The following is a 24,815-nucleotide window of genomic DNA, read 5'->3' on the forward strand; positions in this document are numbered from 1 at the left end:
TGAGTAACAGATGCTAATCTAACACTGCTGAGCGTTTCATTGCTGCAACATTTAACTCAAATTCAGCTAATTCTTTTACTGCACCACCAATATTGCCGGCTCCTTGCGTCAATACCAAATCGCCATCTTGCATAATATCAGCTAATACCGCGGGCAACTCTTGCACCGTGGGAACATGAATGGGCTCTCTATCACTACGTTGTCGTATGGTTCTGCATAAAGCGCGACTATCCGCACCCGGTATTGGTTGCTCACCCGCGGCATAAACATCAAGTAAGATTAACTGATCAACTTGCGACAACACATTAGCAAAATCTTCATATAAGTCACGTGTACGGGTAAAGCGATGAGGCTGATAAGCCATCACTAAACGACGCTCTGGCCAGCCCGCTTTTGCTGCTTTAATGGTCGCCAATACCTCACTAGGATGATGACCATAGTCATCCACCAGCATAACTTTGCCTTTGCCCGTTTCAAACTCGCCATAATGCTCAAAGCGACGGCCAATACCAGCAAAATTTTCCAGAGCAGCAAGGATCGCATCATCTTCAATATTGTCTTCGCTGGCCACAGCAATCGCCGCTGCCGCATTTAGAGCATTGTGACGACCCGGCAAGTTCAAGGAAATGGCCAACGGCTCTTTATCTTTACGATGAACATTGAACTGACAGGCACTTGCTGTTTGTACAAAATCCGAAATACGTACATCAGCTACATCCGAAAAACCGTAAGTAACATAGTGACGGCCAACACGAGGCAGTAAAGATTCCACCACTTCGTCATCAACACATAATACCGCCACACCATAAAATGGCAGGTTATGTAAAAATTCAATAAAGGTATTTTTCAATACCTCAAAATCACCTTGGTAAGTATCCATGTGGTCAGCTTCGATATTGGTCACCACAGAGACCATTGGCTGCAGGTGCAAAAATGAAGCATCGCTTTCATCAGCTTCTGCAATCAGGTAACGACTAGCCCCTAATTTTGCGTTAGTGCCCGCACTATTAAGCAAGCCCCCAATAACAAAGGTAGGATCTCGCTCGGCTTCACCATAAATACTGGCGATTAAGCTGGTTGTGGTGGTTTTGCCATGAGTACCAGCAATCGCAACACCATGGCGATAGCGCATCAATTCCGCCAACATTTCGGCGCGGCGCACAATCGGAATTCGTAGTTCTTGAGCGGCTATAATTTCTGGGTTTTGCTTATCAATGGCAGTAGACACCACCACCACAGAAGCGCCGGCAATATTATCAGCACCATGACCAATGGTAATGATCGCACCCAATCCACGTAAACGCTGCACTACTTGGTTTTCACCTATATCAGAGCCGGTGATCTTGTAACCTTCATACAATAACACCTCAGCGATGCCGCCCATGCCAGCACCACCAATGCCAACAAAATGGATATGCTCGACACGGCGCATTTCAGGGATCATGGCTCTAATTTTATCTAGTTCAACGTTAATCATTACTTCTTCTCAGTTAATTCATTACATATTGCAGCAACACGCAAGGTCGCATCCACAATCCCTTGCTCACGTGCTTTAGTTGCCATTTCAAGCAATTGCCTTGGCTGCTGGGTCAATTTGTTTATTTCGTTAGCAAGTGAGTTTGCTGTTAGTTCAGTTTGTGGCATTAAAATAGCAGCACCACTGGTTACTAGGCTCAGTGCATTTTTGGTTTGATGATCGTCAACCGCATGGGGCAAAGGCACAAAAATAGCGGGCAATCCGGCGACCGCCAACTCCGAAACCGTTAACGCCCCAGCACGGCAGATAACTAAATCAGCCCAGTCATAAGCCTGCGCCATATCATCTATAAAATCAGACACTTCAATTGTTGGTATTGTTGCATCTGCCTGATAATTAGTTTCAGTATAAGCTTGCAACACCGCCGCACTGTTACCACGCCCTGTTTGATGGCGAATATGAACACAGGGATTAGCCAAATGGGCTAAAACCTGTGGCAAAGTATCATTTAGTACTTTAGCCCCCAAGCTACCACCCACCACTAACAGATTTAACGGCAAGCTTGGCTCTGATAATGACAGCTTGCCTAGGGCGACCACTTCTTGACGCACCGGGTTGCCCACTCGCTCTGCTTTAGGTAAATTTACCGTATTGGCAAACGCAGCTAAAACCCGCTTGGCAAACTTCGCTAAAATGCGATTAGTCATTCCTGCCGCGGCATTTTGCTCATGAAGCACCAACGGCACACCACTCAGCCAAGCCGCAATGCCACCTGGGCCACTAGCAAATCCGCCCATGCCAAGCACCACATCTGGCTGCTGTTCTTTTAATACCTGACGCGCTTGCAAGATAGATTTAACAATTCTAAATGGCGCTAATACTAACCGCTTTAACCCATTACCACGCACGCCCGCAATGTCGATAAAGCTGATGTCGTAACCGTGTTTTGGTACCAATTGCGCTTCCATTCTGTCGGCTGTGCCCAGCCAGTGTATGCGCCAACCTTGCTGCGCTAACTCTTTGGCAACCGCAATGCCAGGGAACACATGGCCTCCGGTGCCTCCAGCCATCACTAATAAGGTTTTGTCACCAGACTTATTTGTCATGCTTTACCTCTCGCGCTTGGCTAGTATCACGGCGAAACTCATAATCAATGCGCAGCAAAATAGCTACCGCCAGCGCCATCATTAACAAACTTGATCCCCCATAACTGACCAAAGGTAAAGTCAATCCTTTGGTGGGTAGAATACCGGCTGCCGCGCCAATATTTACTGCGGTTTGAAAACTAAACCAAATGCCAATCGCCATGGCTAAATAGCCACTGTAAAGCTGATCGTGCTGTAAGGCTTTTTTGCCGATTAATAGCGCTTTAATCGCCAACCAAAGTAATAAGCTCAGCACTACAACTACGCCAATAAAGCCCATTTCCTCGGCTAAAATAGCAAATACAAAGTCGGTATGAGCTTCAGGTAAATACTCAAGCTTTTGCACTGAATTACCTAAGCCTTGGCCAAACCAGCCGCCGCGGCCAAATGCCATTAAAGATTGTGTTAATTGATAGCCACTACCAAAGGGATCTTGCCAAGGGTCTAAAAATGAGGTGACACGGCGCATCCGGTAAGGCTCAAGCACGATCAACAAGATCACAGCTGACACCCCAGTGATAAAAATCGCGATGAATTGACCCAGCTTAGCGCCGGCCAAAAACAATAAACCAATAGTGGTTACCATCATCACCACCACCGAGCCAAAATCTGGCTGTGATAGTAATAAAACCGCCAGTGCAAATAACACTATCAAGGGCTTAAAAAAGCCTTTTAAGGTTTCTTGTACCTCTTGCTTCCGTCGTGCCAAATAGCTAGCTAGATAAGCAAATAAGGCAAACTTAGCAAATTCAGCGGGCTGAATATTAATCGGCCCCACACCAATCCAGCGCACAGCACCATTAACGCTGCGACCGATAACGAGAACGGCAATTAACATCACAATAGCCAGCAACAAAAACCGCCCGCTGTTTTCTTGCCAAAAATTCACTGGCAGCATTAATACCAACGCGCCAACCACTAAAGCGGCGAGCGCAAAAATGCCATGGCGTTTTACAAACATCATTGGGTCGTTATTAATTGCAATACCTTCAGGGATCGACGCCGAGGCCACCATGATCATGCCAATCACAATTAAACTGAGCGCCAAAACCAACAACTGGCGATCATATAAGCTGCTTGTGGTTGCTGGAAATAACCAGCTTTTAAAGCTGCTTAGTGACATGGCAACTCCTCGACCAGCGCGCGAAAGGCATCGCCGCGAGCCATGTAGTTAGTAAACATGTCTAAACTGGCACAAGCCGGTGATAACAGCACCCAATCTGCTGGCTCTGCGATCTTGGCGCAATAAGCCACCGCCTCTGCTAAATCATTCACCACCACACACTTACTGTTCAAACGGGCTATCTGGTGCTTGTCTTGGCCAAAGCAAACCACGCTGGCAATTTGTTGTGCAAACGCTTCTTTTAGTGGTGAAAAATCACCACCTTTACCATCACCACCGGCAATCAAGTGCAGCTTCCCTTGGATCACAGGTGCTAAGCCATCAATGGCTGCTAAAGTCGCACCGACATTGGTGGCTTTAGAGTCGTTAATCCAACGAACGCCGTTCACCTCTTTAATAAACTCACAGCGGTGAGGCAAGCCGGTGTAGGTTTTTGCAGCGCGAAGTGCGGCTTGGCGATCGACCCCCGCCGCATCAACAAGGGCTAACGCCGCCAGCACATTAGCGATGTTATGAAGGCCTGAAAGAGCTAATTCATCAGCATAAACCAATACCTCACCACAATGAGTCAAACCAAGTCCACGCTCAGTGGCGCGCAGACCATAATCTGACTCGGCATCGGTACCAAAAGACACTAACTGTGCTGATGTTTTTTCCGGGAATGTCAGTGGGTCATCACGGTTAATTAATACTTGCTGCGCCCCTTGATAGATGGTTAATTTAGCTTGGCGATAAGCATCAAAGGAATCATAACGGTCCATGTGATCTTCGGTCACATTCAATACCGTAGCGATGCAAGGCTGCAAACTATGAGTAGTTTCGAGTTGAAAGCTAGACAGCTCTAACACATACAAGTCGCAATCTTGCTCCAACAACGATAACGCAGGCACCCCAATGTTACCGCCAACGCCCACTTTTACACCGGCTTGCAACGCCATTTCACCCACTAAGCTGGTCACGGTACTTTTACCATTTGAGCCAGTAATGGCGATAACTGGCGCTTTCACGGCGCGGGCAAACAGCTCAATATCACCGATGATTTCAACGCCCGCCGCAGCTGCTTCTTTGAGTGCTGCTGAGGCCAGCGCTATTCCTGGGCTTGCCACAATTAAATCGGCTTGATTAAGAATACTTTGCGGGATTTCTCCTGCATGAAGAGTAACATTATCAGGCAGTTTATCTTGCCCAGGAGGCTGAGCACGGGTATCAATCACAACAGGCAAAATACCTTGTTTTAGGCAATAGTGAACACAGGACAATCCTGTTATACCTAGACCTAAAATAACTACATTTTGCTGCTTCATATTCAACTTCCGTTAACCTTTATTGATTAGCGTAACTTCAACGTTACTAAGCCTACTAACACCAACACCAAGGTGATAATCCAAAAACGCACTATCACACGCGGCTCAGGCCAACCTTTTAACTCATAATGATGGTGGATTGGCGCCATGCGGAAAATTCGTTGGCGGCGCAGTTTATAAGAGCCAACTTGCAAAATCACCGACAGCGTTTCCATGACGAATACCCCGCCCATGATCACTAAAAGAATTTCTTGACGCACCAGTACCGCGATGGTGCCAAGCAATGCACCTAAGGAAAGCGAACCTACATCCCCCATAAACACTTGCGCGGGATAAGTGTTAAACCATAAAAAGCCTAATCCTGCCCCCACGATAGCCATACAAACAACCAATACCTCACTCGCTTGCGGAATGTGAGGAATAAATAAATAGGAAGAAAAATTCGCGTTGCCGGTAAGATAAGCAATAATACCAAACGCTGCCGCGACCATAACAGTTGGCATAATAGCAAGGCCATCAAGGCCATCAGTTAGGTTGACCGCATTACTACTGCCAACAATAACAAAGTAAGTCCAAATAATAAAAAACAAGCCTAGCTGCGGCATTACCTCTTTAAAAAAAGGTACAACAAGCTGAGTTTGACCATCACTATTCGCGGTGAAATATAAAAAGGCTGCCACCGAGATCGCCGCGGCAGAAAGCCAAAAATACTTCCAACGCGCAATTAATCCATCGGTATTTTTGTGTACTACCTTACGGTAGTCGTCAACAAAGCCGATAGCCGCAAAACTAAACAGCACAAAAAGCAGCACCCAAATGTAGCTATTATCAAGTCGAGCCCAAAGCAAGGTGGAAACGGCGATCGCCGCAACAATTAACACCCCGCCCATGGTAGGCGTTCCACGTTTACTAAAATGCGATTCAGGGCCATCGTGACGAACAACCTGTCCAATTTGCATCATTTGCAATCGACGAATCAATTTAGGTCCCATCCACAATGACACCACTAGCGCCGTTAATACACTCATCACTGCACGAAAAGTCAGGTATGAAAAAACATTAAAAAACGAAAATTGGGCAGTTAACTGCTCCGCCAACCAAACTAACATGCTTGTGCCTTCTGACTTTGATTTAAAAATGCCACGACTTCTTCCATATGGGCACTACGTGAACCTTTCACCAATATGCTAATGGTTTGATCTTGAGCGTTTAGCTGAGCGTCTAACCAAGTATATAAGGCTGACTTCTCGGAAAAATAATGGCCAATACTGCCCGCACCTTCAGCGGTGTTTAAGCTTAAAACCCCTACCGCGGCTACCGCAGTAATGCCTTTTGCTAGAGCATATTCACCTAGCTCTTGATGATAGATACGCGCTTCATCGCCTAGCTCTCCCATGTCGCCAACCACAAAAATTTGCTTACCAGGGTAAATACTAAGTAAATCGATAGCCGCCTTAGCCGAGGCTAAATTAGCGTTGTAGGTATCATCGATAACAGTTAAGCCATCGCGTACTTGCAACACATTTAGCCGGCCTTTGGCACATTGCATATGACCAAAACCTGTCGCGATGGTGGCCAGACTAACGCCCAACTCTAAACACAAACTAGCTGCAGCAAGGGCATTGGCTACGTTATGTAAGCCCGGCACAGGTAGGCTAATTTGCTGCTCGCCTTGCGGGGCATGCAACATAAAGGATGCTAAGCCTTGCTGATCAAGCTGAATATTAGTGGCAAATACATGTGCATTTTGATCTTGAGTTGAAAACCACTTCAATGGTTTATCTTTAACTCTTTGTTGCCAATAGCCAAGGTATTCGCTGTCGCCGTTAACAATGGCAACGCCGTGCTCTTGTAAACCAGAAAAAATTTCACTTTTAGCTTGCGCCACGCCTTGAATAGAACCGAATCCTTCAATATGGGCCGGCATCACATTATTAATCAAGGCGACATGAGGGCGAACCAATGAACTGGTGTAGGCGATTTCACCTTTGTGATTCGCGCCTAATTCAATCACAGCAAACTGATGTTCATGAGTAAGACGAAGTAAGGTTAATGGCACCCCAATTTCATTGTTAAAGTTACCTGCCGTTGCCAGCACTTGGCCTTCACAGCCTAAAATAGCAGCTACCATTTCTTTCGTGGTGGTTTTACCATTACTGCCCGTAATGGCGATGGTCTTCGGATTCACTTGCGCTTTCACATAAGCGCCTAAGGCACCTAAAGCATGTTGCGTATCCGCCACAATAACCTGCGGTAAACCGCAATCCACTTCACGTTCAACAAGCAATGCCGCAGCGCCTAACGCCTTAGCTTGTAAGGCAAACTCGTGGCCGTCAAAAGAAGTGCCTACCAAGGCAATAAATAAATCACCTACGCTAATATTTCGCGTATCGGTAGTAACATTGCTAATTGAGCAGTTGTCACCATTTAGCTGCCCATCAACCGCAGCTGCTATCTCAGCAAGATTTAAACGGATCATGCTTTACCTACTAATAAATAAGGGGCGAAATGAGTTAAACAGTACATGAGTCGCCCACTAATAAGGATTCGATCGCTTCGCGATCACTGTAATATAAGGTTTCGTTACCAATAATCTGGTACGTTTCGTGGCCTTTCCCTGCCACTAAAATCACATCTGTTGCATCGGCATGGGCCAACGCATAAGCAATGGCTTGTTTACGATCGTGGATCACTTGAACATTTTCTGTCGTGGTAAAGCCTGCCAAAATATCTTCAACAATAGCCGCAGGACTTTCAGTTCGTGGGTTGTCATCCACCACGATAACCTGATTGGCGTAAGCTTGCGCAGCCTGAGCCATTTCTGGTCTCTTGCCCTTGTCGCGATCACCGCCGCAGCCAAATAACAACCAAAGCTTGCTCTCGCAGTGTAGCTTTAAGCCTTGTAGCGCTTGTGCGAGTGCATCAGGGGTATGCGCGTAATCCACCACAAAAGCAGGTTTATTTGGCGCAGAAATATATGCCATACGACCATCGACAGCCTCTAATTCCGGTGCCTGCGCCACTAGTTCAGATAATTCATAGCCTTGGCATAACAACGCCACTAAAGCACAAGCTAAATTAGACACATTAAATTTGGCGTAAAGTGGTGCACTGATTTTCCCTTCGCCCCAGCTAGAAACAAAAGTAAACCGGATGCCATTATTCAAGTATTGCGCATCAAGAATGTGCAAAAAGCGGCCTTGATGAGCAATCGGCTTATGGAAGCCAACGCTAATGGCATCAGGCATTTGCGCTAACCAAGCTTGGCCTATTGCATCATCCGCATTAATAATTTTGTGCTGTAAGCTAGTAAACTCAAATAACTGCTTCTTCGCTTTGCCGTAAGCATCCATAGTGCGGTGATAATCTAAATGATCACGGGTTAAATTAGTAAAAATGGCGGTATTAAATGGCAGCGCCGCCACTCGGTTTTGTACTAATCCGTGAGAAGAAACCTCCATTGCGACATGAGTTGCACCTTGCTCGTGCATTTTTTGCAATTCATGCTGGATTTCAATTGGGCTTCCCGTGGTATTTAAACCTTGGCAAAGCTGACCAAACAGACCATTACCTAATGTGCCGAGCATGCCAGCTTTGGCGCCAAGTAAAGTCAGCCAATTAGCGATAAGCGCACAAATAGTGCTTTTACCGTTGGTTCCCGTGACACCAATTAATGACATATTCTCCGCAGGCTGCTGGTAATAACGCCCAGCAATGGCCGATACTTGCCGGCCTAACTGATAAATATAAATAACTGGCTCAGCCTGCTCTTTGTTCACCAGCTGTCGATCAAGCTCAGGTTTATCTGTTTCAACCAATGCCGCGATTGCCCCATTGGCAATGGCTTGTGGCACAAAGGCGGACGCATCTTGCTGCGATCCAGTTATCGCGATAAACACATCGCCTTTGGTCACCTTGCGGCTATCTAGGCAGATCCCTTTAATGTTGAGCATGGCCAACGAATCAGGAAGTGAATGTATTAAATCAGATAATTGCATATTATTGCTCCTGCGCCATTGGTTGATGACGACTTAAACGAACTTCTTTATCGTCGGGGGCAACATTCAACAGCTGTAACGAACCATCCATCACTTCTGCAAACACTGGCGCAGCAACGTCGCCACCATAATAGCGATCGCCTTTTGGCTCATTCACTATCACCGCAATCGCTAGTTTCGGATTAGATACCGGCGCAACACCTGCAAATACCGCGACATAGTCATCACCGTAACCACCGGCCACCGCTTTACGAGAAGTACCGGTTTTACCTGCTACACGATAACCTTCAACCTGAGCTTGAGTCCCTGTGCCACCCAATTTAGTCACGCTTTCAAGCATGCTAACTACTTGTAATGCCGTTTCTCTTGGTATGACTTGCTCACCTTGCGGTTTTTCATCACGTTTGATAATTGAAAGGGGATAGCTCACGCCGCCGCTACCTAAAATTGCATAAGCTTGCGCTAGTTGCAGTGTATTAGCTGTAAACGCATAGCCAAATGACATAGTGGCTAATTCAAAATCAGACCAACGACGGCGTACAGGTAGCACCCCGGATGTCTCACCAATTAGCCCTATTCCCGTATCCGAGCCAAAACCAAATTCAGCAAACGCAGCCTGTAATCTCGGAGCTGTAAGCTCCAGCGCTAATTTACTCACGCCGATATTGCTCGATTTTTGCAATATCATGGTCAAATCCATCTTGCCATAATTGCGGTGATCAGCCACACGACGCCCACCAATGCGCATCCAGCCCGGCGAGGTATCAATAATTTCATCAGGCTCAACAACGTTATTAATCAAGGCTCCCGCAATAACAAATGGTTTCACCGTAGAGCCCGGTTCAAAGGTATCAGTGATAGCGCGATTTCGCACCCGAAAGCTTTGATATTGACCGCGATTATTAGGATTAAATGAAGGCGAGTTAACCATGGCCAACACCTCACCATTAGTCACATCGATCACTACCGCGGATCCCGATGTGGCTCTATTTAGCTTGACGTATTTTTTCAAGGCTCGATATGCGATAGATTGAATACGCTGGTCAATACTTAAAGTGATATCCTTGGCCTGCTGCGCTTCTTTGACAACGGCAATGTCTTCAATTACTCGACCATGGCGATCTTTGCGAACTTGACGTTGACCAGGGATACCCGTCAGCCAATCATCATAAGCCTTTTCGATGCCTTCTTGTCCTTTATCATCAATATTAGTAAAACCAATAATCTGTGAAGTGATCTCACCAGCGGGGTAAAAGCGACGTGACTCAGGTTTAAGATAAACCCCCGGCAAAGCGAGCTGTTTAACATATTGCGCCATTGCGGGACTCACCTGACGCTGAAGATAAATAAAACGTTTTTTGGGGTTTTTAACCTTATTAATTAACTTATCGGTTTCTACTGACAACACATCAGATAAGGCCTGCCAAGCCTTGACATTGCTTAGGCTGCCTTTTTCATGAATCACTTTAGGATCAGCCCATACCGCTTGTACAGGTACACTGATAGCAAGAGGTTGGCCATTACGATCACTAATAATACCTCGCTGCACCTGGGTTGAGGTGGTGCGAAGACTACGCAAGTCGCCCTCTTTTTGTAACCGATCGGGTTCAATAATTTGGATATAAGCAGCACGCGCCAAAAGCGATGAAAACACCAACACGATCACCACCGATACCGTCATAAAACGCCAGTTGATAAAGTTAGGCTTAGCTTTCGGATTTCGTTTTATCATGGTAATTCAACCACTTGCTCAAACTTCCCTGTAGCACGATGCATATTCAGCTGTTCATTAGCAATGCGACGAATGCGGCTGTGCTCCACTAAAGCGTTTTGCTCTAACAATAAATTACGCCATTCAATATCTAACTTATCTTTTTCTCCGCGCAGCATTTCACGCTTTGCGGTCATCAATCTCGTTTCATGGGTCGCCAAAATCACCGAAAAAGCGCTGACGACCACGGCAACGGCAATTAAGATGGTGAACTTATGTTTAAGCAGGTCTTTAACGACTATCTGCAATAAACTTGGCTTAAATATCATGCTAACCTTTTAGCTACGCGCAACACTGAGCTTCTTGCACGAGGATTGTGTTCGATTTCTAATGGGCTCGGTTTTAATGCCTTACCCACCGATTTTAATGTTCTGTCACGATTTAACTGATCTTCCGTCAGAGGTAGCCCTGCCGGTACTTCTGGGCCTTTTTCTTGATTACGAATGAAACGTTTAACCATACGGTCTTCTAACGAATGAAAACTGATCACAGATAAACGCCCCTCAGGTTTTAATACTGCCAATGAGCCCATTAATGCTTTATCTATTTCTTCTAGCTCACTGTTAATATAAATGCGGATAGCTTGGAAGCTGCGTGTGGCGGGATGTTTGTTTTTTTCTTTACTGGGATTCACCCTTGCAATCATCTCTGCCAATGGTTTAGTACGGGTATAAGGTTCGCGCTCTACTCGGTCCATCACTATCGCACTAGCAATTTTACGGGCGTGGCGCTCTTCACCAAAGGTTTTTAATACCCAAGCAATATCATCAACGTCCGCTTTGGCTAACCAATCAGCCGCACTGATCCCCGAAGTAGGGTCCATACGCATATCCAAAGGGCCATCACGTAAAAAACTAAAACCACGTTCAGCATCATCAAGTTGTGGTGATGAAACACCTAAGTCCATCAGTACGCCATCAATTTGCCCAGTTAAACCAAGCTCTTCGATATAATCCGCTAAACCTGAAAATGGGCCATGAACAATTTGAAAGCGCGGATCTTCTGCAGCCAGCGCATTACCAACGGCAATCGCCTGTGGATCACGATCGATTGCAATCAAACGGCCCTTATCACCAAGTTGCGATAATATGTGACGCGAATGACCACCGCGACCAAAGGTACAATCCACATAAATACCGCTTGGGTGAATATTCAAACCCGCAACGGCTTCATCTAATAAAACGGTGGTATGGGCAAATGCAGTTGTCATTAAAGAGAAAATTCCTGTAATCCTTCGGAAAGCGCTTCATTACTGAGTTGCTGAGCCAACAAATCTTGTTCAACTTGTTGCTGCCACTTAGCGTCATCCCAAAGTTCAAATTTATTGAGCTGGCCGACTAACATCATCTTTTTATCGAGGCCAGCGTACTGTCGTAGCGGTGCTGTTAACAATATCCGCCCTGATTTATCTAGTTCGCAATCTGTGGCATATCCCAACAGTAAACGCTGCAGTCTGCGCTCTTGAGGGTTCATGCTCGACAGCTTGCTTAATTTCTTTTCTATTTCTAGCCATTCATTAAGTGGGTAAAGTAATAAGCTCGTTGAATTAATATCCACTGTGCATACCAATTGCCCTTGGCATTCATCAGAAAGCCAATCTCGATATTTGGTTGGAATCGCAAATCGCCCTTTTGAATCAAGGTTGATTGCATGGGCACCCCGTAGCACGTGTTATATACCCCTAATAAATCAATTTTCCCACAAAATGACACTTTTCCCCACAAAGACTAATTTTAAGGCTGTTTTCAACCAATGCAAGCAGGGATCGTGATTACATGTCGCATTATTTTGCTTAAAATCCAAGCAAGTTCAGGAAGCCTCTGATTTAGATGAATTAAAATGACAAGTAAAAGATAAAAAATATCTTGGCATTCAAGTTTGTGAAAAATAATTCATCTTCAACAAGGACTTAGAATTGAGCACTGTTGATTTTTAAGCATTTTTTAGCCACAAAAAAAGCCAGGTAGATTTTCATCTACCTGGCTGAATTTGGTGAGTTGACCGATAAGCCGGGTTCTGTCGTGAACCGTCATTCGTCTAGGCCAGCAATCACTCACTGGCTCAAGCAACCTACCCGCTTCCGATATGGGCCATACCTTAAGGAAGCCTATTTGGTCTTGCTCCGGGTGGAGTTTACCCTGCCACAAACTGTTACCAGCTGCGCGGTGCGCTCTTACCGCACCCTTTCACCCTTACCGGCGCTTACGCGCTTAGGCGGTTTGCTCTCTGCTGCACTTGTCGTAGGCTCGCGCCTCCCAGCCGTTAGCTGGCACCCTGCCCTGTGGAGCCCGGACTTTCCTCCCCTCATTTATTCGAAAATAAATAAGCGACGACGGTCTAGTCAACTCAGGGCGCGGATTATAGCGAGGTGGTGCACAAATAGCAATGCCATAGCAACAGCTGAAATATTGTGTTTTTACAAGTTATCCAGCCCCCATTTATAGAGGGCATTTTTCTTCACTTGATGGATTTCAGCGGTAAGTGCAGCCGCTTTTTTCAGTGGGAGCTCTTTACTTAACAAGGATAAGGTTTGCAAAACAGCTTGCGATAACGCATTGGGATCAGCTTTAAAACCCGCTATTAATAAAACAAACTCACCGCGACGACGATTTTCATCTTCTAATAACCAAGGCAGCACTTCACCTGCCGAGCCGCCATGAATAGTTTCAAAAGTTTTACTGAGCTCTCTTGCCAGCACTATTTTTTTGTCAGCTCCCATCACGCTAATAATTTTTTCTACTGTATCAAGAACACGGCGCGGTGATTCATAGAAAATCATCGTCCGCGGCTCTTCCAGTAATGCCGTTAAGGTATCGGTTTTCGCCTTATCTTTGGCTGGTAAAAAACCTTCAAAAGAAAAACGATCAGAAGGCAAGCCAGATGCACTTAACGCGGTAATAGCTGCACATGGGCCGGGCAATGGCACAATTTTTATTCCTGCCGCACGACAATCATTGACTAAATGATAACCCGGATCGCTGATCAACGGTGTTCCAGCATCTGAGACGAGCGCAATATTTTGCCCCTGCTGCATTTTAGCAATCAAGATGGCCGATTTTTGCTGCTCATTATGATCATGCAGTGCAAAGCAAGGTTTACTGATTTGATAATGATTAAGTAGTTTAGCTGTGTGGCGAGTATCTTCTGCGGCAATTAAATCAACTTGATTTAACACGGCAATGGCGCGCTCGGTAATATCTTGAATATTGCCAATGGGGGTTGGCACGATAAATAGAGTAGATGTTTCTAACATTTTATTGGTTAATCCTTTGAGCGCTGCAGCCCGGTCGCGATTGTTTTTACTTGGGTCAGGTTATTCAAGCTTGAGCAAACCCATTAAAAACAAGCAAACATGAATAAATTCCCACTGTTATCGTCGCAATCATTGTTAAAAAAACATCAGACGATTAAACTATGCACACATTTATAGTGGAAAGTGAGCTAATGGTTTTGAACCCTTTTTTTAAGTCTTTTAGTGTAACACGCACCAGCCTTTGTTTAACGACTCTTCTTGTATTAAGCGCCTGTACCAGTACAGACCAGTCCAAGACAGCCAATGAACTAACGCCGCCTGCTGTCATGGCGCCATTAACGGCAACCTCAGACTACTACTTAGAACAAGCAACCAAGACTGCCGGGGCCAATAGCGTTAACTGGCAATTACTCGCGGCTCGTTCTTTTCTTGCTGGTGGCCACACACAACAGGCTCTAGCGGTGTTACAACAGCTTGAGAAGCTGCCTCTCTCACCCAAACAACTGGCAGAAAAGAACCTGATTCAAGCGCAAAGCTTTGCTGGCGAGGGAAATCTCGAGCAAGCATTAACTCAGCTAAAGCAAGTTGATACTCAATATTTAGATCCATCTGCCTGGCCAAGTTACCTCACGCTGAAAGGTCGTGCTGAACAAGAGCAAGGTCAAATCACTGCTGCTATGTTCAGTCAAATGCAGCTTGCAGAATACCTAACAGATGCTGAGCAAATCCAAGCCAATAATGACACTATCTGGCAACTGATGACGCTCCATAATCAAGCCCAATTACGTGAATTGTCACAACAAACTGTCGATAGTAGTATTCTAGCTTGGTTAGAGTTAGGCCTGATCAGCAAGCAATATAGCATTCAGCCTGAGGTGCTGAAACAACAAGTTGCATTCTGGCAAAGCCAATTTGTGGCACACCCAGCATCGCTATATTTACCAACAGCTCTGTTACAAGACTTCAACTCGCAACCCCTTACGACCGATAATGTAGCCGTTTTCTTACCATTAACTGGTAAATATGAAGTTCAAGGCCAAGCCATTCGTGATGGTATGCTCAAGGCATATACCGATAGCAATTCTATTTCAGTGGTTAACTTTTACGATACGAATGCCAACGATATGACTAGTTTGTACCAAACGGCACTGAACCAAGGCAGTAACTTTATTGTTGGACCGCTATTAAAAAGTAACGTGGAAAGCTTGGTTAAATTAAATACAGAATTGCCAATGCTAGCACTTAATCGTGTTGAGGGCATTCGCCAAAACAATCAACAGTTTTTCTTTTCTCTTTCACCTGAAGGAGAAGCAGAGCAAACAGCACAAAAAATGTTTGATGACGGCCGTACCTACCCTGTCGTAGTAGCCTCAAAAGGCAGTTTTGGCTCTCGTATGGCAACAGCATTTAGTGATAAATGGCAACAGCTAACAGGCAACACGCCGGAAATTCATTACTTTTTAAACAGAAATCAACTGCAAAAATTCGTACCTAGCTTAATGCATGGAGATTTAAGCCGAGGCCGCAGTAACCGAATTAAGCAACAAGTATCGTTTAATGTGAAAAGCAATACTCGTCATCGCCAAGATATAGATGGTTTTTATGTTGTCGCTCAACCTATTGAACTGCGCATGTTTAAACCATTCTTAGATGTTACAGTTGACCCAAGGTTGCCGCCAATTCAAATTTACTCAGGCGCTCGCAGTCATCCTGAAAATATGAATCATTCAGAAAAGCAAGATTTAACCGGTGTTCTTTATAGCGATCTGCCTGTGATCCTCGAGCCAGACAATCCAGTGTTAACCGAAGCAAAAATGCTTTGGCCAAATCGGGGTTTAGATGATTTACGCTTCTATGCAATGGGCATCGATGCTTGGCACCTTATTCCTGAACTGGCAGCATTACGCGCAGATCCTAATTATCAAGTGCAAGGTTTATCAGGTGCGCTACGCTTAGATGGTGATGCATTTATTGATAATTATCTTGCTTGGGCCAGCTACGAAAATGGTGAGCGCATATTAGTTTCACCAGTGACTATCACCCAAGATGGAAACCACTATGGCACCGCTAAGTCTGTAACCGAGGATAGTAGTGCTAATCCCTTATTAGATGATGAGAGCCGTATTAGCTTTGACGAAGAGGTGTTAATTGAAGCACCTAATACTATAGACGAATCTGTATCAGCAGATGAGAGCAATTATTAAACGTCAAACCGGCGATCAATACGAGCAACGGGCCTGTGATTTTTTAATAAGCGCAGGCCTAAGCCTTGTCTGTAAAAACTATGTCTGTCGATTTGGTGAAATAGACCTAATCATGCAGCATGATGATACGTTAGTCTTCGTTGAAGTGCGCTATCGAGCTGATAGCGACTTTGGCGGAGCAATCGCTTCTGTAACAAGAAGCAAGCAGCGACGTATCATCAAAGCGGCTAAGGCTTATCTTATGCAACGTCCCTTCGAGGTTTACTGCCGCTTTGATGTGGTCGCCTTCGAGTCACAACACGATCCCATTTGGTTACAAAACGCATTTCAGGAGTAATTTAAGGTGCGCGACAAAATAAAAGAAAACTTTACCGAAAGCATTCAAACCAAGATCGCCGCGGCTGAAGCCCTACCTGAATATATAGAAAAAGCGGCACTTATGATGGTGCACAGCTTACTAAGTGGTAATAAAATTATTGTTTGTGGTAATGGTGGTAATGCCGCACTCGCGCAGATTTTTGCATCACACTTGCTGAACAAATTTGAAACCGAGCGACCAAGTTTGCCAGCTATTTCAATCACACCGGATTCGACTCTAATTTCAGCGATTGCCACGGATACCCATTTTGATGAAATTTATGCCAAACAAGTAAGAGCCCTAGCCCAAGGTGGCGATATCTTGTTGGCCATTTCCCATGGCGGCAACAGCCGTAACGTTATAAAAGCTGTTGAAGCGGCAGTGAGTCGGGATATGAAAATTGTCGCACTGACTGGCGGTGACGGCGGTGAAATGGCTGGTTTACTCAGTGAGACAGACGTTGAAATTAGAACCCCTTCACCGAAGGGCTGTCGAATCGAAGAAATGCACTTATTTGTCTTAAACTGCATTAGTGATCTAATAGATCAAACCCTTTTTTCTACCGATAGATGAGTATAGTTAAATGAAAAAACGCCTAAGTTTCGCTTTGATTGCCAGCTTAAGTTTAGTTCAAGGCTGTGCTGGCCTTTTTGTTGCAGGCGCTGCAACTACAGCCGTGGTGGCAAATGATAGACGCAGTATCGGTACCCAACTTGATGATCAAAACATTGAGTTAAAAGCTATCAATGCGTTAGCAAAAAATGAGTTACTTTATAAAGCATCGCGCATTTCAGCCATTGCTAATAATGGTAATGTGTTATTGGTCGGGCAAACACCCACTACTGAATACCAAAAGCAAGCTGAAAAAATAGTAGATGACATTTCGGGTGTACGTCGAGTATTTAACGAATTACGCCTCAATAAACCAATCAGTTTGGGTCAACAAACCTCTGACACTTGGATCACAACCAAAACTAAGTCACTCATCTTAGACGATCCAGCAATCAATACATTGAAGCTAAAAGTGGTGACTGAAGATGCCGAGGTCTTCTTGATTGGTCTCGTCACCGAGAAAGAAGCCGAGAAAGCAGTGGAGATTGCCCGTCATGTAAAAGGCGTTAAACGGGTAGTGAAAGTGTTTGAATACGTTGCCGAGTAGCTTAATATTTATGTTGAAAAATAAAAAACCGCTTTTCAGCGGTTTTTTTTATTTAACGACACGTAAACCCGGTTTTCCTTTAGGTGGGGGTGTCGGCTCTGGAGCTTCTGTTGGCGTTTCTTCAGTCAACTGAGCGTCGTAAAAAGGCTCTGCAGGAAACATAGTTCCCGCACCATTTTCACGCGCATAAATCGCCTCTACCGCATACATAGGAATGTAGACCTGGAACGGGGAGCCAGAAAATCGAGCATTAAAGCTAACCGCTTCTTTACTCATGTCAAAAGCAGTCACCGCTCCCGGAGCAATATTTAAGACAATTTTACCATCTTTAATAAATTGCTCAGGCACATTTACATGGGGTAGAAATGCACTGACCACTAAATGAGGGGTCATGTCATTATCTAAAATCCAGTCGAAAAATGCCCTTAATAGATAAGGGCGATTTGGTGTCATTTCACTCATAATTAGATAAGTACGCGAATGTCGCGCTCTGTCTCTGTTAATGCCGCTTGGAATGATTCACGATCAAAAATACGGATCATGTAACCCTTCATACCTTTCATTGCTGGGCCATTTAGCTCAATACCCAATTCTGGTAAACGCCATAACAGCGGAGCCATATAGCAATCAACCAAAGTAAACTCTTCACTCATGAAGTAGTCCATTTCATCAAACACAGGTGCAATGGTTGTTAGCGACTCTTTCAATTTTGCGCGCGCTGCGGTTGCTTGCTCGGCCGAGCCTTTCATGATCAGGTCAACTAAAGAGTACCAATCATTTTTGATGCGATGCATCATAAGACGACTGTTACCACGAGCAACCGGATAAACAGGCATCAATGGTGGATGAGGAAAGCGTTCATCCAAGTATTCCATGATAATGTGTGATTCATAAAGAACCAGTTCACGGTCTATCAGAGTAGGAACTGAATTGTATGGATTAAGCTCCACGAGTTCAGTCGGTAAATTGTCTGGATCAACTTGTGTGATTTCGACACTTACGCCTTTTTCAGCCAGCACAATGCGAACCTGATGACTGTATAAATCTGATGCACCTGAAAACAAGGTCATCACAGAGCGTTTATTAGCAGCAACTGCCATTTAATCCTCCAACTCTTCAAAAACATAAAAAGGCAATGAGGGTAAAACCCCCATTGCCATTAATAACACATTTTATTATCGATTCGTCTAATGATGAACGTCGCGCCAGAACTCTTTCTTCAGTAAATAAGCAATAATGAAGAAGATAAATATAAAGCCAAGGACAAACATCCCTAAGCGTTCACGCTCAACGCGCATCGGCTCACCCGAATAGACCAAGAAGTTTACCATATCTAGCACAGCTTGGTTATATTCATCTTTACTTAGTTCACCGCTACCATCAGCTTCGATTGAAACTAAGGTTTTATGCTCAACGCCATCAACCATTTCCGTTTCGAAAACTGCATTCGGCACACCTTGTAATTCTTCTAGCACATGGGGCATCCCCACATCTGGAAAAACCGTGTTATTCACGCCAAATGGACGGCTTGGATCAGCATAAAACGAACGTAAGTAAGTATACAACCAATCAGCACCGCGCACACGAGCCACTAAGGTTAAATCCGGTGGCGCAGCACCAAACCATTTAGCGGCTTCTTTTTTATGCATTGAGTTAGTCATTAGGTCACCAATTTTTTGATCGGTAAACACTAAGTTATCTAACATCAGGTCATTAGGGATATCTAAGTCATTCGCAACTCGCTCATAACGTTGATAACCCATGGTATGACAACCTAGACAGTAGTTGATGAACAACTTAGCACCGTTTTGCAGCGATGCTTTATTGGTTAAATCATAATTTGCCTTATCCAAAGGGATACTTGGACCTGCAGCAAACACTAAGCTAGGCAGCAGGGCAAATAAAGTAATCAGTAACTTTTTCATTATTTAGTGATCCTCTCTGGCACTGGCTTACATTTCTCGTTTTTACTGTAAATAAACAGCAAGGCAAAGAAGGCGAAATAACCAAATGAACATATTTGAGAGATCACTGTGTATAACGGTGTTGCTGGCAATGCACCAAGAATACCTAATACGATGAAACAAATAATAAACTGTGTAATATTCAGCTTATGTAGCGTACTACGGTAGCGAATAGAGCGAACCTTACAACGGTCGAACCAAGGTAAGAAACACAGAATAAGTACCGAACTACCAAATACAATAACACCTATTAATTTGTCTGGGATCGCACGCAAAATCGCATAAAACGGTGTGTAGTACCAAACTGGCGCAATGTGTTCAGGCGTTTTCAGGCCATTTGCTGGCTCAAAGTTAGGTGGCTCAAGGAAATAACCGCCGCCTTCTGGCCAGTAAAATATAACCGCAGCAAACAAGAACAAGAACACCGCTACGCCCACTACATCTTTCACCACAAAATAAGGAAAGAAAGGTGCCGCATCTACAATGTCTTTTTTATCAGAGAATTGCTTATGGTATTTAAATGGACTTAATTCACTTTCAGGAACTGAGCCCTTCTTCTTCTTGATCTCGATACCTTCAGGGTTATTCGAGCCCACTTCATGCAGTGCCACAATATGCAAGAACACCAATACCACGAGTACTAGCGGTAAAGCGACCACATGCAAAGCGAAGAAACGCGTTAGGGTTGCCCCAGATATAACAAAGTCACCACGGATCCACTGTGTTAGGTCATCACCAATAATTGGAATGGCACCGAATAGCGAGATAATTACCTGAGCTCCCCAGAATGACATTTGGCCCCATGGCAGTAAGTAGCCCATGAATGCTTCGGCCATCAACACTAGGAAGATAAGCATACCGAAAACCCAAATTAGCTCGCGCGGCTTTTGGTAAGAACCATAAATCAAGCCGCGGAACATATGCAGGTAAACAACGATAAAGAAGAATGACGCGCCCGTTGAGTGCATGTAACGCAGCAACCAGCCGTATTCCACATCACGCATAATATATTCAATAGAAGCAAACGCACCTTCAGCAGAAGGATTGTAGTTCATTGTCAACCAGATACCTGTAAGAATCTGATTAACCAGCACTAGCATGGCTAAAGAGCCAAAGAAGTACCAGAAATTAAAATTAATTGGCGTTGGATATTGGGCTAAATGTTTATTCCAAGTGTCTGTCATGGGGATGCGTGCATCTACCCAATCAATCACACCTGTCACTAGTCCTTTAATCATTATGCATCTCCCTCTGATACGCCCACAAGCACGGTATTATCATCTTTGAAATGATAAGGAGGTATCACTAAGTTCAACGGCGCAGGTACGTTTTGGAACACTCTTCCCGCCATATCAAACTTAGAGCCGTGACATGGACAGAAAAAACCGCTCTTAACGCCTTCAACCAACTCTCCAAAACCATCTGGTAAATAAGTTGGCGAACACCCTAAGTGGGTACAAATACCTACAGCAACAAATATTTCAGGTCTGATTGAACGTGCGGGGTTAGCCGCATAATCAGGCTGTTGAGGCTCCTCAGAATTAGGATCTCGTAATTTGTCATCATGAGCTGCAAGATCTTTCATTGCAGCATCAGTACGGGACACAACCCATACCGGTTTACCTTGCCATTCAACACGAATTAATTGGCCAGGCTCTATTTTACTTACATCCACTTCCACCGGGGCACCAGCTGCTTTAGCCTTAGCACTCGGGTTCCATGATTTGATAAATGGCACGGCGACTCCCGCAGCTCCTACAGCTCCGACAACAGCTGTTGTCGCAGTAAGAAACATACGTCGGCCAGTATTCACAGGCGCATTGCTCATCCAAAAACTCTCCCTACGGACTCCGCGATTATTATTATTTCCCTTGCGGTAAATCAATTCTAGCGTTTAAGCAGATTTCTGCATTACGGGGTCGGTACAATTGTCACAGAAAAATCGTGTGAATTCTAAAGAAATAGGCGCAATTTGACAAGCTGATAATGTCTTTAACATTTTTTCAGCATCCAATTCTGAGAGTTGCCACGTTTGTTTACAACTTAACGAAATAGCAATCAGAAAGTTCAATTAGCCTAAAACAAAAAAACCCGACATAAGCCGGGTTTTGCATACTCGATAAACGAAAATTAACGTTTTGAGAATTGTGGACGCTTACGCGCTTTGTGTAGACCCACTTTCTTACGTTCAACTTTACGTGCATCACGAGTTACGAAGCCAGCTGCACGCAATTCAGCGCGTAGTGTCTCGTCGTATTCCATAAGTGCACGAGTGATACCGTGACGGATTGCACCCGCTTGACCAGTAGTACCACCACCTTTAACTGTAACTTTGATATCAAACTTATCAGTTAGTTGAACTAGCTCAAGAGGTTGATTAACAACCATGCGAGACGTTTCACGACCGAAGAACTCTTCAAGAGTACGATCGTTGATAGTTAGGTTACCGCTACCCGCTTTTAGGAAAACGCGAGCAGTAGAGCTTTTGCGACGACCAGTGCCGTAGTATTGATTTGCCATTTGCCTGAATTCCGTATTAGATGTCTAAAACTTGTGGTTGTTGAGCCGAATGTTGATGCTCAGAACCCGCGTAAACTTTCAATTTACGGAACATTGCACGGCCTAGAGGGCCTTTTGGCAACATACCTTTAACAGCTGATTGAATAACACGCTCTGGCGCTTTTTCGATTAGCTTTTCGAAAGAGATAGATTTCAAACCACCTGGGTAACCAGTGTGAGAGTGATAAATCTTACCTGCAGCTTTATTACCAGTTACGGCAATTTTCTCACAGTTTACAACGATGATGTAATCACCAGTGTCAACGTGTGGAGTGTATTCTGCTTTATGCTTACCGCGTAAACGAGAAGCGATTTCAGTAGCTAAACGACCTAAAGTTTTACCTTCAGCATCTACCACATACCAGTCGCGTTGAACGCTCTCTGGTTTTGCAACAAAAGTTTTCATTAAACTCTTACCCAAAAATTAAAAAATGTTACGAAATGACTACTTAATTCAAAGTAGCGATTAAATACCACCTTCGTACCCCTTCGAATACGAACACTTGGTGCCAACAAATCCACCAAAGTTGGTGATTGTAACTGGGGGTCGCAAGATTATACGGAAAAGCTTTTTAGAAATCATCCTTTTTTGCTGCTATTTTACCCACAGATAATTAAGCCAGATGTTCACGAGCCAAATATTCTGTACTTTGCATTTCTTGTAAGCGAGAAAGGCAACGTTGAAACTCAAAACTCAAGCGACCACCTTGGTAAAGTTTATCCATGGCCACTTCCGCGGAAATGATCAAAGTGACATGACGCTCATAAAATTCATCGACCATGGCTATAAAGCGCCGCGCGGCATCATCACTGTCTCCGCCCATTACGGTCACATTAGCCAACAGTATAGTGTGGTAAATTTTAGACAGCTCAATATAGTCAACTTGACTGCGTGCACTGACGCATAAAGCCGAAAACTCAATAAACAACACGCTATCGGCCTCTGCCCTTACCGGAATCTGACGATTAAGAATTTCAATATAGTGTTCATATTGCCTTGGTTCGAAAGAGAGCTGCTGGAAATAGCGATTGAGGTTTTCTTCCGCCAGTTGATCAAGAGGGAAGTGATAAATTTCAGCTTGCTCTAAGGTTCGCATACGGTAATCAATGCCGCTATCAACGTTGACGATTTCACAGTTTTCATTAATCAGTTTAATCGCAGGTAAAAAACGAGCGCGCTGCAAGCCGTTACGATACAGATCATCAGGAATAATATTTGAAGTGGCCACTAACACCACGCCACGTTCAAACAAAGCTTCGAACAAGGTGCCTAACAACATAGCATCAGTGATATCAGAAACAAAAAACTCGTCAAAGCAAATCACTCTTGCTTCAGCAGATAACTTATCAGCAATAATAAGCAAAGGATCTTCTTGGTTTTTTAACAAACCTAGCTCTTGATGCACTCGGTGCATAAAGCGGTGAAAATGCACTCGCATTTTTTGCGAAAACGGCAAGCAATCAAAAAATGTATCGACCAAATAAGTTTTTCCGCGGCCAACTCCCCCCCAAAAATACAACCCCTTAATGGTTTCAACAGGCTCAGGGGGCTGAAACTTTTGCTTAATCTTATCTAACCAGCTTGTTGATTTTACACTTGGCGCAGGCTTAACTAAATCTTGATAAAGGCGCTCAAGAGCAAACACGGCTTGCTCTTGCGCCGCATCATAGAAAAAATCATCTTGTTTTAGGTCGCTTTGGTACTTGAGTAATGGCGTCACAGGCTTTATTAATATCCATACAGGTTTATCAGGTATAAACTTGCACTTTGCATCCTAATGGGTTGCAAGCACTATATAACAATATTGCAACAGTTTAGGTTGCTTTGTATATACCCAAGTCATGCTAAAATCCCATGCCGTGCGTTTTGTGGTATATCAATGGTGTACCCTTATTTTCAGTGAGTTGGAGTAGATATGACAGAAATTACATTAATCAGTACTTTTATTTTTGCCCTTATTATTGGCTTTATGATTGGCCGTCGCTTCCCGAGTAATAAACAAGCCGCCCAATTTGAGAAACAGGTTACTTCACAGCAACAAAAAATGAATGACTACCAACATCAGTTGGATAAATGCCAAGCGCAAATAAAACAACAAACAAACGATCAAAGCAAATATCAGCAACAAGTATCGACCCACTTTGCGAAAACAGCCGATTTAATGGATAGCATCGCAAATCAATATCAAACCTTGTATCAGTACATGGCACAGCAATCAGAACAACTGTTACCTGAAGCAGAAGCCAACCGTAACATTTCAATTTTTAGACGTAACAAACGCGTCGATGACACAACTTCAACCGACTCCCAAGAGCTTGAGACAAAAGCCACTGAACTAAACACACAGCAAGATGACGCATCTACTCAACATTCAGATAACGCTGATATCAAAAATCCCCTCGCGGTGAACCTTGAAAACCCCCAAACCGACCCTAGTCTAGTTGAGAAAGTAACACCGAAGTCGCCTGAAAAAGTGTCGTAGAAGTGCCTTACAGTGAA

Annotated in this window: 25 protein-coding genes and 1 other RNA gene; 5 read left to right on the forward strand and 21 right to left on the reverse strand. The window is 44.4% G+C overall.

The features are described from left to right. Window positions 1-13 precede the first annotated feature (13 nt). The 13 genes from murC to rsmI form a co-directional block, all read right to left on the reverse strand. Window positions 14-1,477, reverse strand: coding sequence for a UDP-N-acetylmuramate--L-alanine ligase (gene murC / locus K1M91_RS02095; RefSeq protein WP_232799901.1), 1,464 nt, complete (start codon window positions 1,475-1,477; stop codon window positions 14-16). After that, window positions 1,477-2,583, reverse strand: a complete 1,107-nt coding sequence (gene murG / locus K1M91_RS02100) for an undecaprenyldiphospho-muramoylpentapeptide beta-N-acetylglucosaminyltransferase (RefSeq protein WP_232799902.1) — start codon at window positions 2,581-2,583, stop codon at window positions 1,477-1,479. The genes murC and murG overlap by 1 nt, the downstream gene beginning before the upstream one ends. Then, complete coding sequence (gene ftsW, locus K1M91_RS02105) at window positions 2,573-3,745, reverse strand: cell division protein FtsW (RefSeq protein ID WP_232799903.1); 1,173 nt, start codon at window positions 3,743-3,745, stop codon at window positions 2,573-2,575. The genes murG and ftsW overlap by 11 nt, the downstream gene beginning before the upstream one ends. Beyond that, complete coding sequence (murD, locus tag K1M91_RS02110) at window positions 3,736-5,049, reverse strand: UDP-N-acetylmuramoyl-L-alanine--D-glutamate ligase (protein WP_232799904.1); 1,314 nt, start codon at window positions 5,047-5,049, stop codon at window positions 3,736-3,738. Before murD ends, ftsW begins: the two co-directional genes overlap by 10 nt. A 26-nt stretch (window positions 5,050-5,075) precedes the next feature. Next, window positions 5,076-6,158 carry a phospho-N-acetylmuramoyl-pentapeptide-transferase gene (mraY, locus tag K1M91_RS02115; RefSeq protein WP_232799905.1) on the reverse strand — a complete coding sequence of 361 codons (1,083 nt, stop codon included), beginning with the start codon at window positions 6,156-6,158 and terminating at the stop codon, window positions 5,076-5,078. Further along, window positions 6,152-7,528, reverse strand: a complete 1,377-nt coding sequence (gene murF / locus K1M91_RS02120) for a UDP-N-acetylmuramoyl-tripeptide--D-alanyl-D-alanine ligase (protein ID WP_232799906.1) — start codon at window positions 7,526-7,528, stop codon at window positions 6,152-6,154. Before murF ends, mraY begins: the two co-directional genes overlap by 7 nt. 34 nt (window positions 7,529-7,562) lie before the next feature. Next, complete coding sequence (gene murE, locus K1M91_RS02125) at window positions 7,563-9,047, reverse strand: UDP-N-acetylmuramoyl-L-alanyl-D-glutamate--2,6-diaminopimelate ligase (RefSeq protein WP_232799907.1); 1,485 nt, start codon at window positions 9,045-9,047, stop codon at window positions 7,563-7,565. 1 nt (window position 9,048) lies between these two features. Further along, window positions 9,049-10,728, reverse strand: coding sequence for a penicillin-binding transpeptidase domain-containing protein (locus tag K1M91_RS02130; RefSeq protein ID WP_232800042.1), 1,680 nt, complete (start codon window positions 10,726-10,728; stop codon window positions 9,049-9,051). A gap of 47 nt (window positions 10,729-10,775) precedes the next feature. Then, window positions 10,776-11,087 carry a cell division protein FtsL gene (gene ftsL, locus K1M91_RS02135; protein WP_232799908.1) on the reverse strand — a complete coding sequence of 104 codons (312 nt, stop codon included), beginning with the start codon at window positions 11,085-11,087 and terminating at the stop codon, window positions 10,776-10,778. Continuing rightward, on the reverse strand, window positions 11,084-12,028 hold the full coding sequence (gene rsmH, locus K1M91_RS02140; RefSeq protein WP_232799909.1) for a 16S rRNA (cytosine(1402)-N(4))-methyltransferase RsmH: 945 nt from the start codon (window positions 12,026-12,028) through the stop codon (window positions 11,084-11,086). Before rsmH ends, ftsL begins: the two co-directional genes overlap by 4 nt. Beyond that, complete coding sequence (mraZ, locus tag K1M91_RS02145; protein WP_232799910.1) at window positions 12,028-12,486, reverse strand: division/cell wall cluster transcriptional repressor MraZ; 459 nt, start codon at window positions 12,484-12,486, stop codon at window positions 12,028-12,030. Before mraZ ends, rsmH begins: the two co-directional genes overlap by 1 nt. Before the next feature lie 321 nt (window positions 12,487-12,807). Continuing rightward, window positions 12,808-13,167: RNase P RNA component class A (gene rnpB / locus K1M91_RS02150), an RNA gene on the reverse strand. 67 nt (window positions 13,168-13,234) lie between these two features. After that, entirely contained in the window at window positions 13,235-14,071 is an 837-nt protein-coding gene (gene rsmI, locus K1M91_RS02155; RefSeq protein ID WP_232799911.1) for a 16S rRNA (cytidine(1402)-2'-O)-methyltransferase, read from the reverse strand. Between the two features lie 191 nt (window positions 14,072-14,262). Here rsmI and K1M91_RS02160 point away from each other — a divergent pair, with 191 nt between their 5' ends. From K1M91_RS02160 to dolP, 4 genes are read left to right on the forward strand one after another with little or no spacing between them, the layout of a single operon-like run. Continuing rightward, entirely contained in the window at window positions 14,263-16,275 is a 2,013-nt protein-coding gene (locus K1M91_RS02160) for a penicillin-binding protein activator (protein WP_232799912.1), read from the forward strand. Then, complete coding sequence (locus K1M91_RS02165; RefSeq protein WP_232799913.1) at window positions 16,259-16,612, forward strand: YraN family protein; 354 nt, start codon at window positions 16,259-16,261, stop codon at window positions 16,610-16,612. Before K1M91_RS02160 ends, K1M91_RS02165 begins: the two co-directional genes overlap by 17 nt. Before the next feature lie 6 nt (window positions 16,613-16,618). After that, complete coding sequence (locus K1M91_RS02170; RefSeq protein WP_232799914.1) at window positions 16,619-17,206, forward strand: SIS domain-containing protein; 588 nt, start codon at window positions 16,619-16,621, stop codon at window positions 17,204-17,206. 10 nt (window positions 17,207-17,216) lie between these two features. Beyond that, window positions 17,217-17,792 (forward strand): division/outer membrane stress-associated lipid-binding lipoprotein, encoded by a 576-nt coding sequence (dolP, locus tag K1M91_RS02175; RefSeq protein WP_232799915.1) that lies wholly within the window; start codon window positions 17,217-17,219, stop codon window positions 17,790-17,792. A 48-nt stretch (window positions 17,793-17,840) separates the two neighbouring features. Here dolP and K1M91_RS02180 read toward each other — a convergent pair whose 3' ends face one another. From K1M91_RS02180 to zapE, 8 genes are all read right to left on the reverse strand, one after another. After that, on the reverse strand, window positions 17,841-18,245 hold the full coding sequence (locus K1M91_RS02180) for a ClpXP protease specificity-enhancing factor (RefSeq protein ID WP_232799916.1): 405 nt from the start codon (window positions 18,243-18,245) through the stop codon (window positions 17,841-17,843). Window positions 18,246-18,256: 11 nt separating this feature from the next. Next, window positions 18,257-18,892: a stringent starvation protein SspA gene (gene sspA, locus K1M91_RS02185; RefSeq protein ID WP_232799917.1), complete on the reverse strand. Its 636-nt coding sequence runs from the start codon at window positions 18,890-18,892 to the stop codon at window positions 18,257-18,259. Window positions 18,893-18,979: 87 nt separating this feature from the next. After that, window positions 18,980-19,717 carry a cytochrome c1 gene (locus K1M91_RS02190; RefSeq protein WP_232799918.1) on the reverse strand — a complete coding sequence of 246 codons (738 nt, stop codon included), beginning with the start codon at window positions 19,715-19,717 and terminating at the stop codon, window positions 18,980-18,982. Then, complete coding sequence (locus tag K1M91_RS02195; protein WP_232799919.1) at window positions 19,717-20,994, reverse strand: cytochrome bc complex cytochrome b subunit; 1,278 nt, start codon at window positions 20,992-20,994, stop codon at window positions 19,717-19,719. Before K1M91_RS02195 ends, K1M91_RS02190 begins: the two co-directional genes overlap by 1 nt. After that, complete coding sequence (gene petA / locus K1M91_RS02200; protein ID WP_232799920.1) at window positions 20,994-21,584, reverse strand: ubiquinol-cytochrome c reductase iron-sulfur subunit; 591 nt, start codon at window positions 21,582-21,584, stop codon at window positions 20,994-20,996. The genes K1M91_RS02195 and petA overlap by 1 nt, the downstream gene beginning before the upstream one ends. A gap of 302 nt (window positions 21,585-21,886) precedes the next feature. Beyond that, complete coding sequence (gene rpsI, locus K1M91_RS02205) at window positions 21,887-22,276, reverse strand: 30S ribosomal protein S9 (RefSeq protein ID WP_232799921.1); 390 nt, start codon at window positions 22,274-22,276, stop codon at window positions 21,887-21,889. A gap of 16 nt (window positions 22,277-22,292) precedes the next feature. After that, window positions 22,293-22,721 (reverse strand): 50S ribosomal protein L13, encoded by a 429-nt coding sequence (rplM, locus tag K1M91_RS02210; protein WP_232799922.1) that lies wholly within the window; start codon window positions 22,719-22,721, stop codon window positions 22,293-22,295. Between the two features lie 208 nt (window positions 22,722-22,929). Next, window positions 22,930-24,036, reverse strand: a complete 1,107-nt coding sequence (zapE, locus tag K1M91_RS02215) for a cell division protein ZapE (RefSeq protein WP_232799923.1) — start codon at window positions 24,034-24,036, stop codon at window positions 22,930-22,932. Between the two features lie 195 nt (window positions 24,037-24,231). On the opposite strand from zapE, the gene K1M91_RS02220 reads away from it, so the two are divergent. Beyond that, on the forward strand, window positions 24,232-24,798 hold the full coding sequence (locus K1M91_RS02220; RefSeq protein WP_232799924.1) for a DUF1043 family protein: 567 nt from the start codon (window positions 24,232-24,234) through the stop codon (window positions 24,796-24,798). Window positions 24,799-24,815: the final 17 nt, after the last annotated feature.

Origin of the sequence: Motilimonas sp. E26, from assembly GCF_021278025.1 — a bacterium.
GTDB lineage: Bacteria > Pseudomonadota > Gammaproteobacteria > Enterobacterales > CBDFNC01 > Motilimonas.

Excerpts from the sequence above, each read along its gene's own strand:
- murC (WP_232799901.1), bottom strand. The coding sequence starts at position 1,477 with ATGATTAACGTTGAACTAGATAAAATTAGAGCCATGATCCCTGAAATG.
- murG (WP_232799902.1), bottom strand. The coding sequence starts at position 2,583 with ATGACAAATAAGTCTGGTGACAAAACCTTATTAGTGATGGCTGGAGGC.
- ftsW (WP_232799903.1), bottom strand. The coding sequence starts at position 3,745 with ATGTCACTAAGCAGCTTTAAAAGCTGGTTATTTCCAGCAACCACAAGC.
- murD (WP_232799904.1), bottom strand. The coding sequence starts at position 5,049 with ATGAAGCAGCAAAATGTAGTTATTTTAGGTCTAGGTATAACAGGATTG.
- mraY (WP_232799905.1), bottom strand. The coding sequence starts at position 6,158 with ATGTTAGTTTGGTTGGCGGAGCAGTTAACTGCCCAATTTTCGTTTTTT.
- murF (WP_232799906.1), bottom strand. The coding sequence starts at position 7,528 with ATGATCCGTTTAAATCTTGCTGAGATAGCAGCTGCGGTTGATGGGCAG.
- murE (WP_232799907.1), bottom strand. The coding sequence starts at position 9,047 with ATGCAATTATCTGATTTAATACATTCACTTCCTGATTCGTTGGCCATG.
- K1M91_RS02130 (WP_232800042.1), bottom strand. The coding sequence starts at position 10,728 with ATGACGGTATCGGTGGTGATCGTGTTGGTGTTTTCATCGCTTTTGGCG.
- ftsL (WP_232799908.1), bottom strand. The coding sequence starts at position 11,087 with ATGATATTTAAGCCAAGTTTATTGCAGATAGTCGTTAAAGACCTGCTT.
- rsmH (WP_232799909.1), bottom strand. The coding sequence starts at position 12,028 with ATGACAACTGCATTTGCCCATACCACCGTTTTATTAGATGAAGCCGTT.
- rsmI (WP_232799911.1), bottom strand. The coding sequence starts at position 14,071 with ATGTTAGAAACATCTACTCTATTTATCGTGCCAACCCCCATTGGCAAT.
- K1M91_RS02160 (WP_232799912.1), top strand. The coding sequence starts at position 14,263 with ATGGTTTTGAACCCTTTTTTTAAGTCTTTTAGTGTAACACGCACCAGC.
- K1M91_RS02165 (WP_232799913.1), top strand. The coding sequence starts at position 16,259 with ATGAGAGCAATTATTAAACGTCAAACCGGCGATCAATACGAGCAACGG.
- dolP (WP_232799915.1), top strand. The coding sequence starts at position 17,217 with ATGAAAAAACGCCTAAGTTTCGCTTTGATTGCCAGCTTAAGTTTAGTT.
- K1M91_RS02180 (WP_232799916.1), bottom strand. The coding sequence starts at position 18,245 with ATGACACCAAATCGCCCTTATCTATTAAGGGCATTTTTCGACTGGATT.
- sspA (WP_232799917.1), bottom strand. The coding sequence starts at position 18,892 with ATGGCAGTTGCTGCTAATAAACGCTCTGTGATGACCTTGTTTTCAGGT.
- K1M91_RS02190 (WP_232799918.1), bottom strand. The coding sequence starts at position 19,717 with ATGAAAAAGTTACTGATTACTTTATTTGCCCTGCTGCCTAGCTTAGTG.
- K1M91_RS02195 (WP_232799919.1), bottom strand. The coding sequence starts at position 20,994 with ATGATTAAAGGACTAGTGACAGGTGTGATTGATTGGGTAGATGCACGC.
- petA (WP_232799920.1), bottom strand. The coding sequence starts at position 21,584 with ATGAGCAATGCGCCTGTGAATACTGGCCGACGTATGTTTCTTACTGCG.
- rpsI (WP_232799921.1), bottom strand. The coding sequence starts at position 22,276 with ATGGCAAATCAATACTACGGCACTGGTCGTCGCAAAAGCTCTACTGCT.
- rplM (WP_232799922.1), bottom strand. The coding sequence starts at position 22,721 with ATGAAAACTTTTGTTGCAAAACCAGAGAGCGTTCAACGCGACTGGTAT.
- K1M91_RS02220 (WP_232799924.1), top strand. The coding sequence starts at position 24,232 with ATGACAGAAATTACATTAATCAGTACTTTTATTTTTGCCCTTATTATT.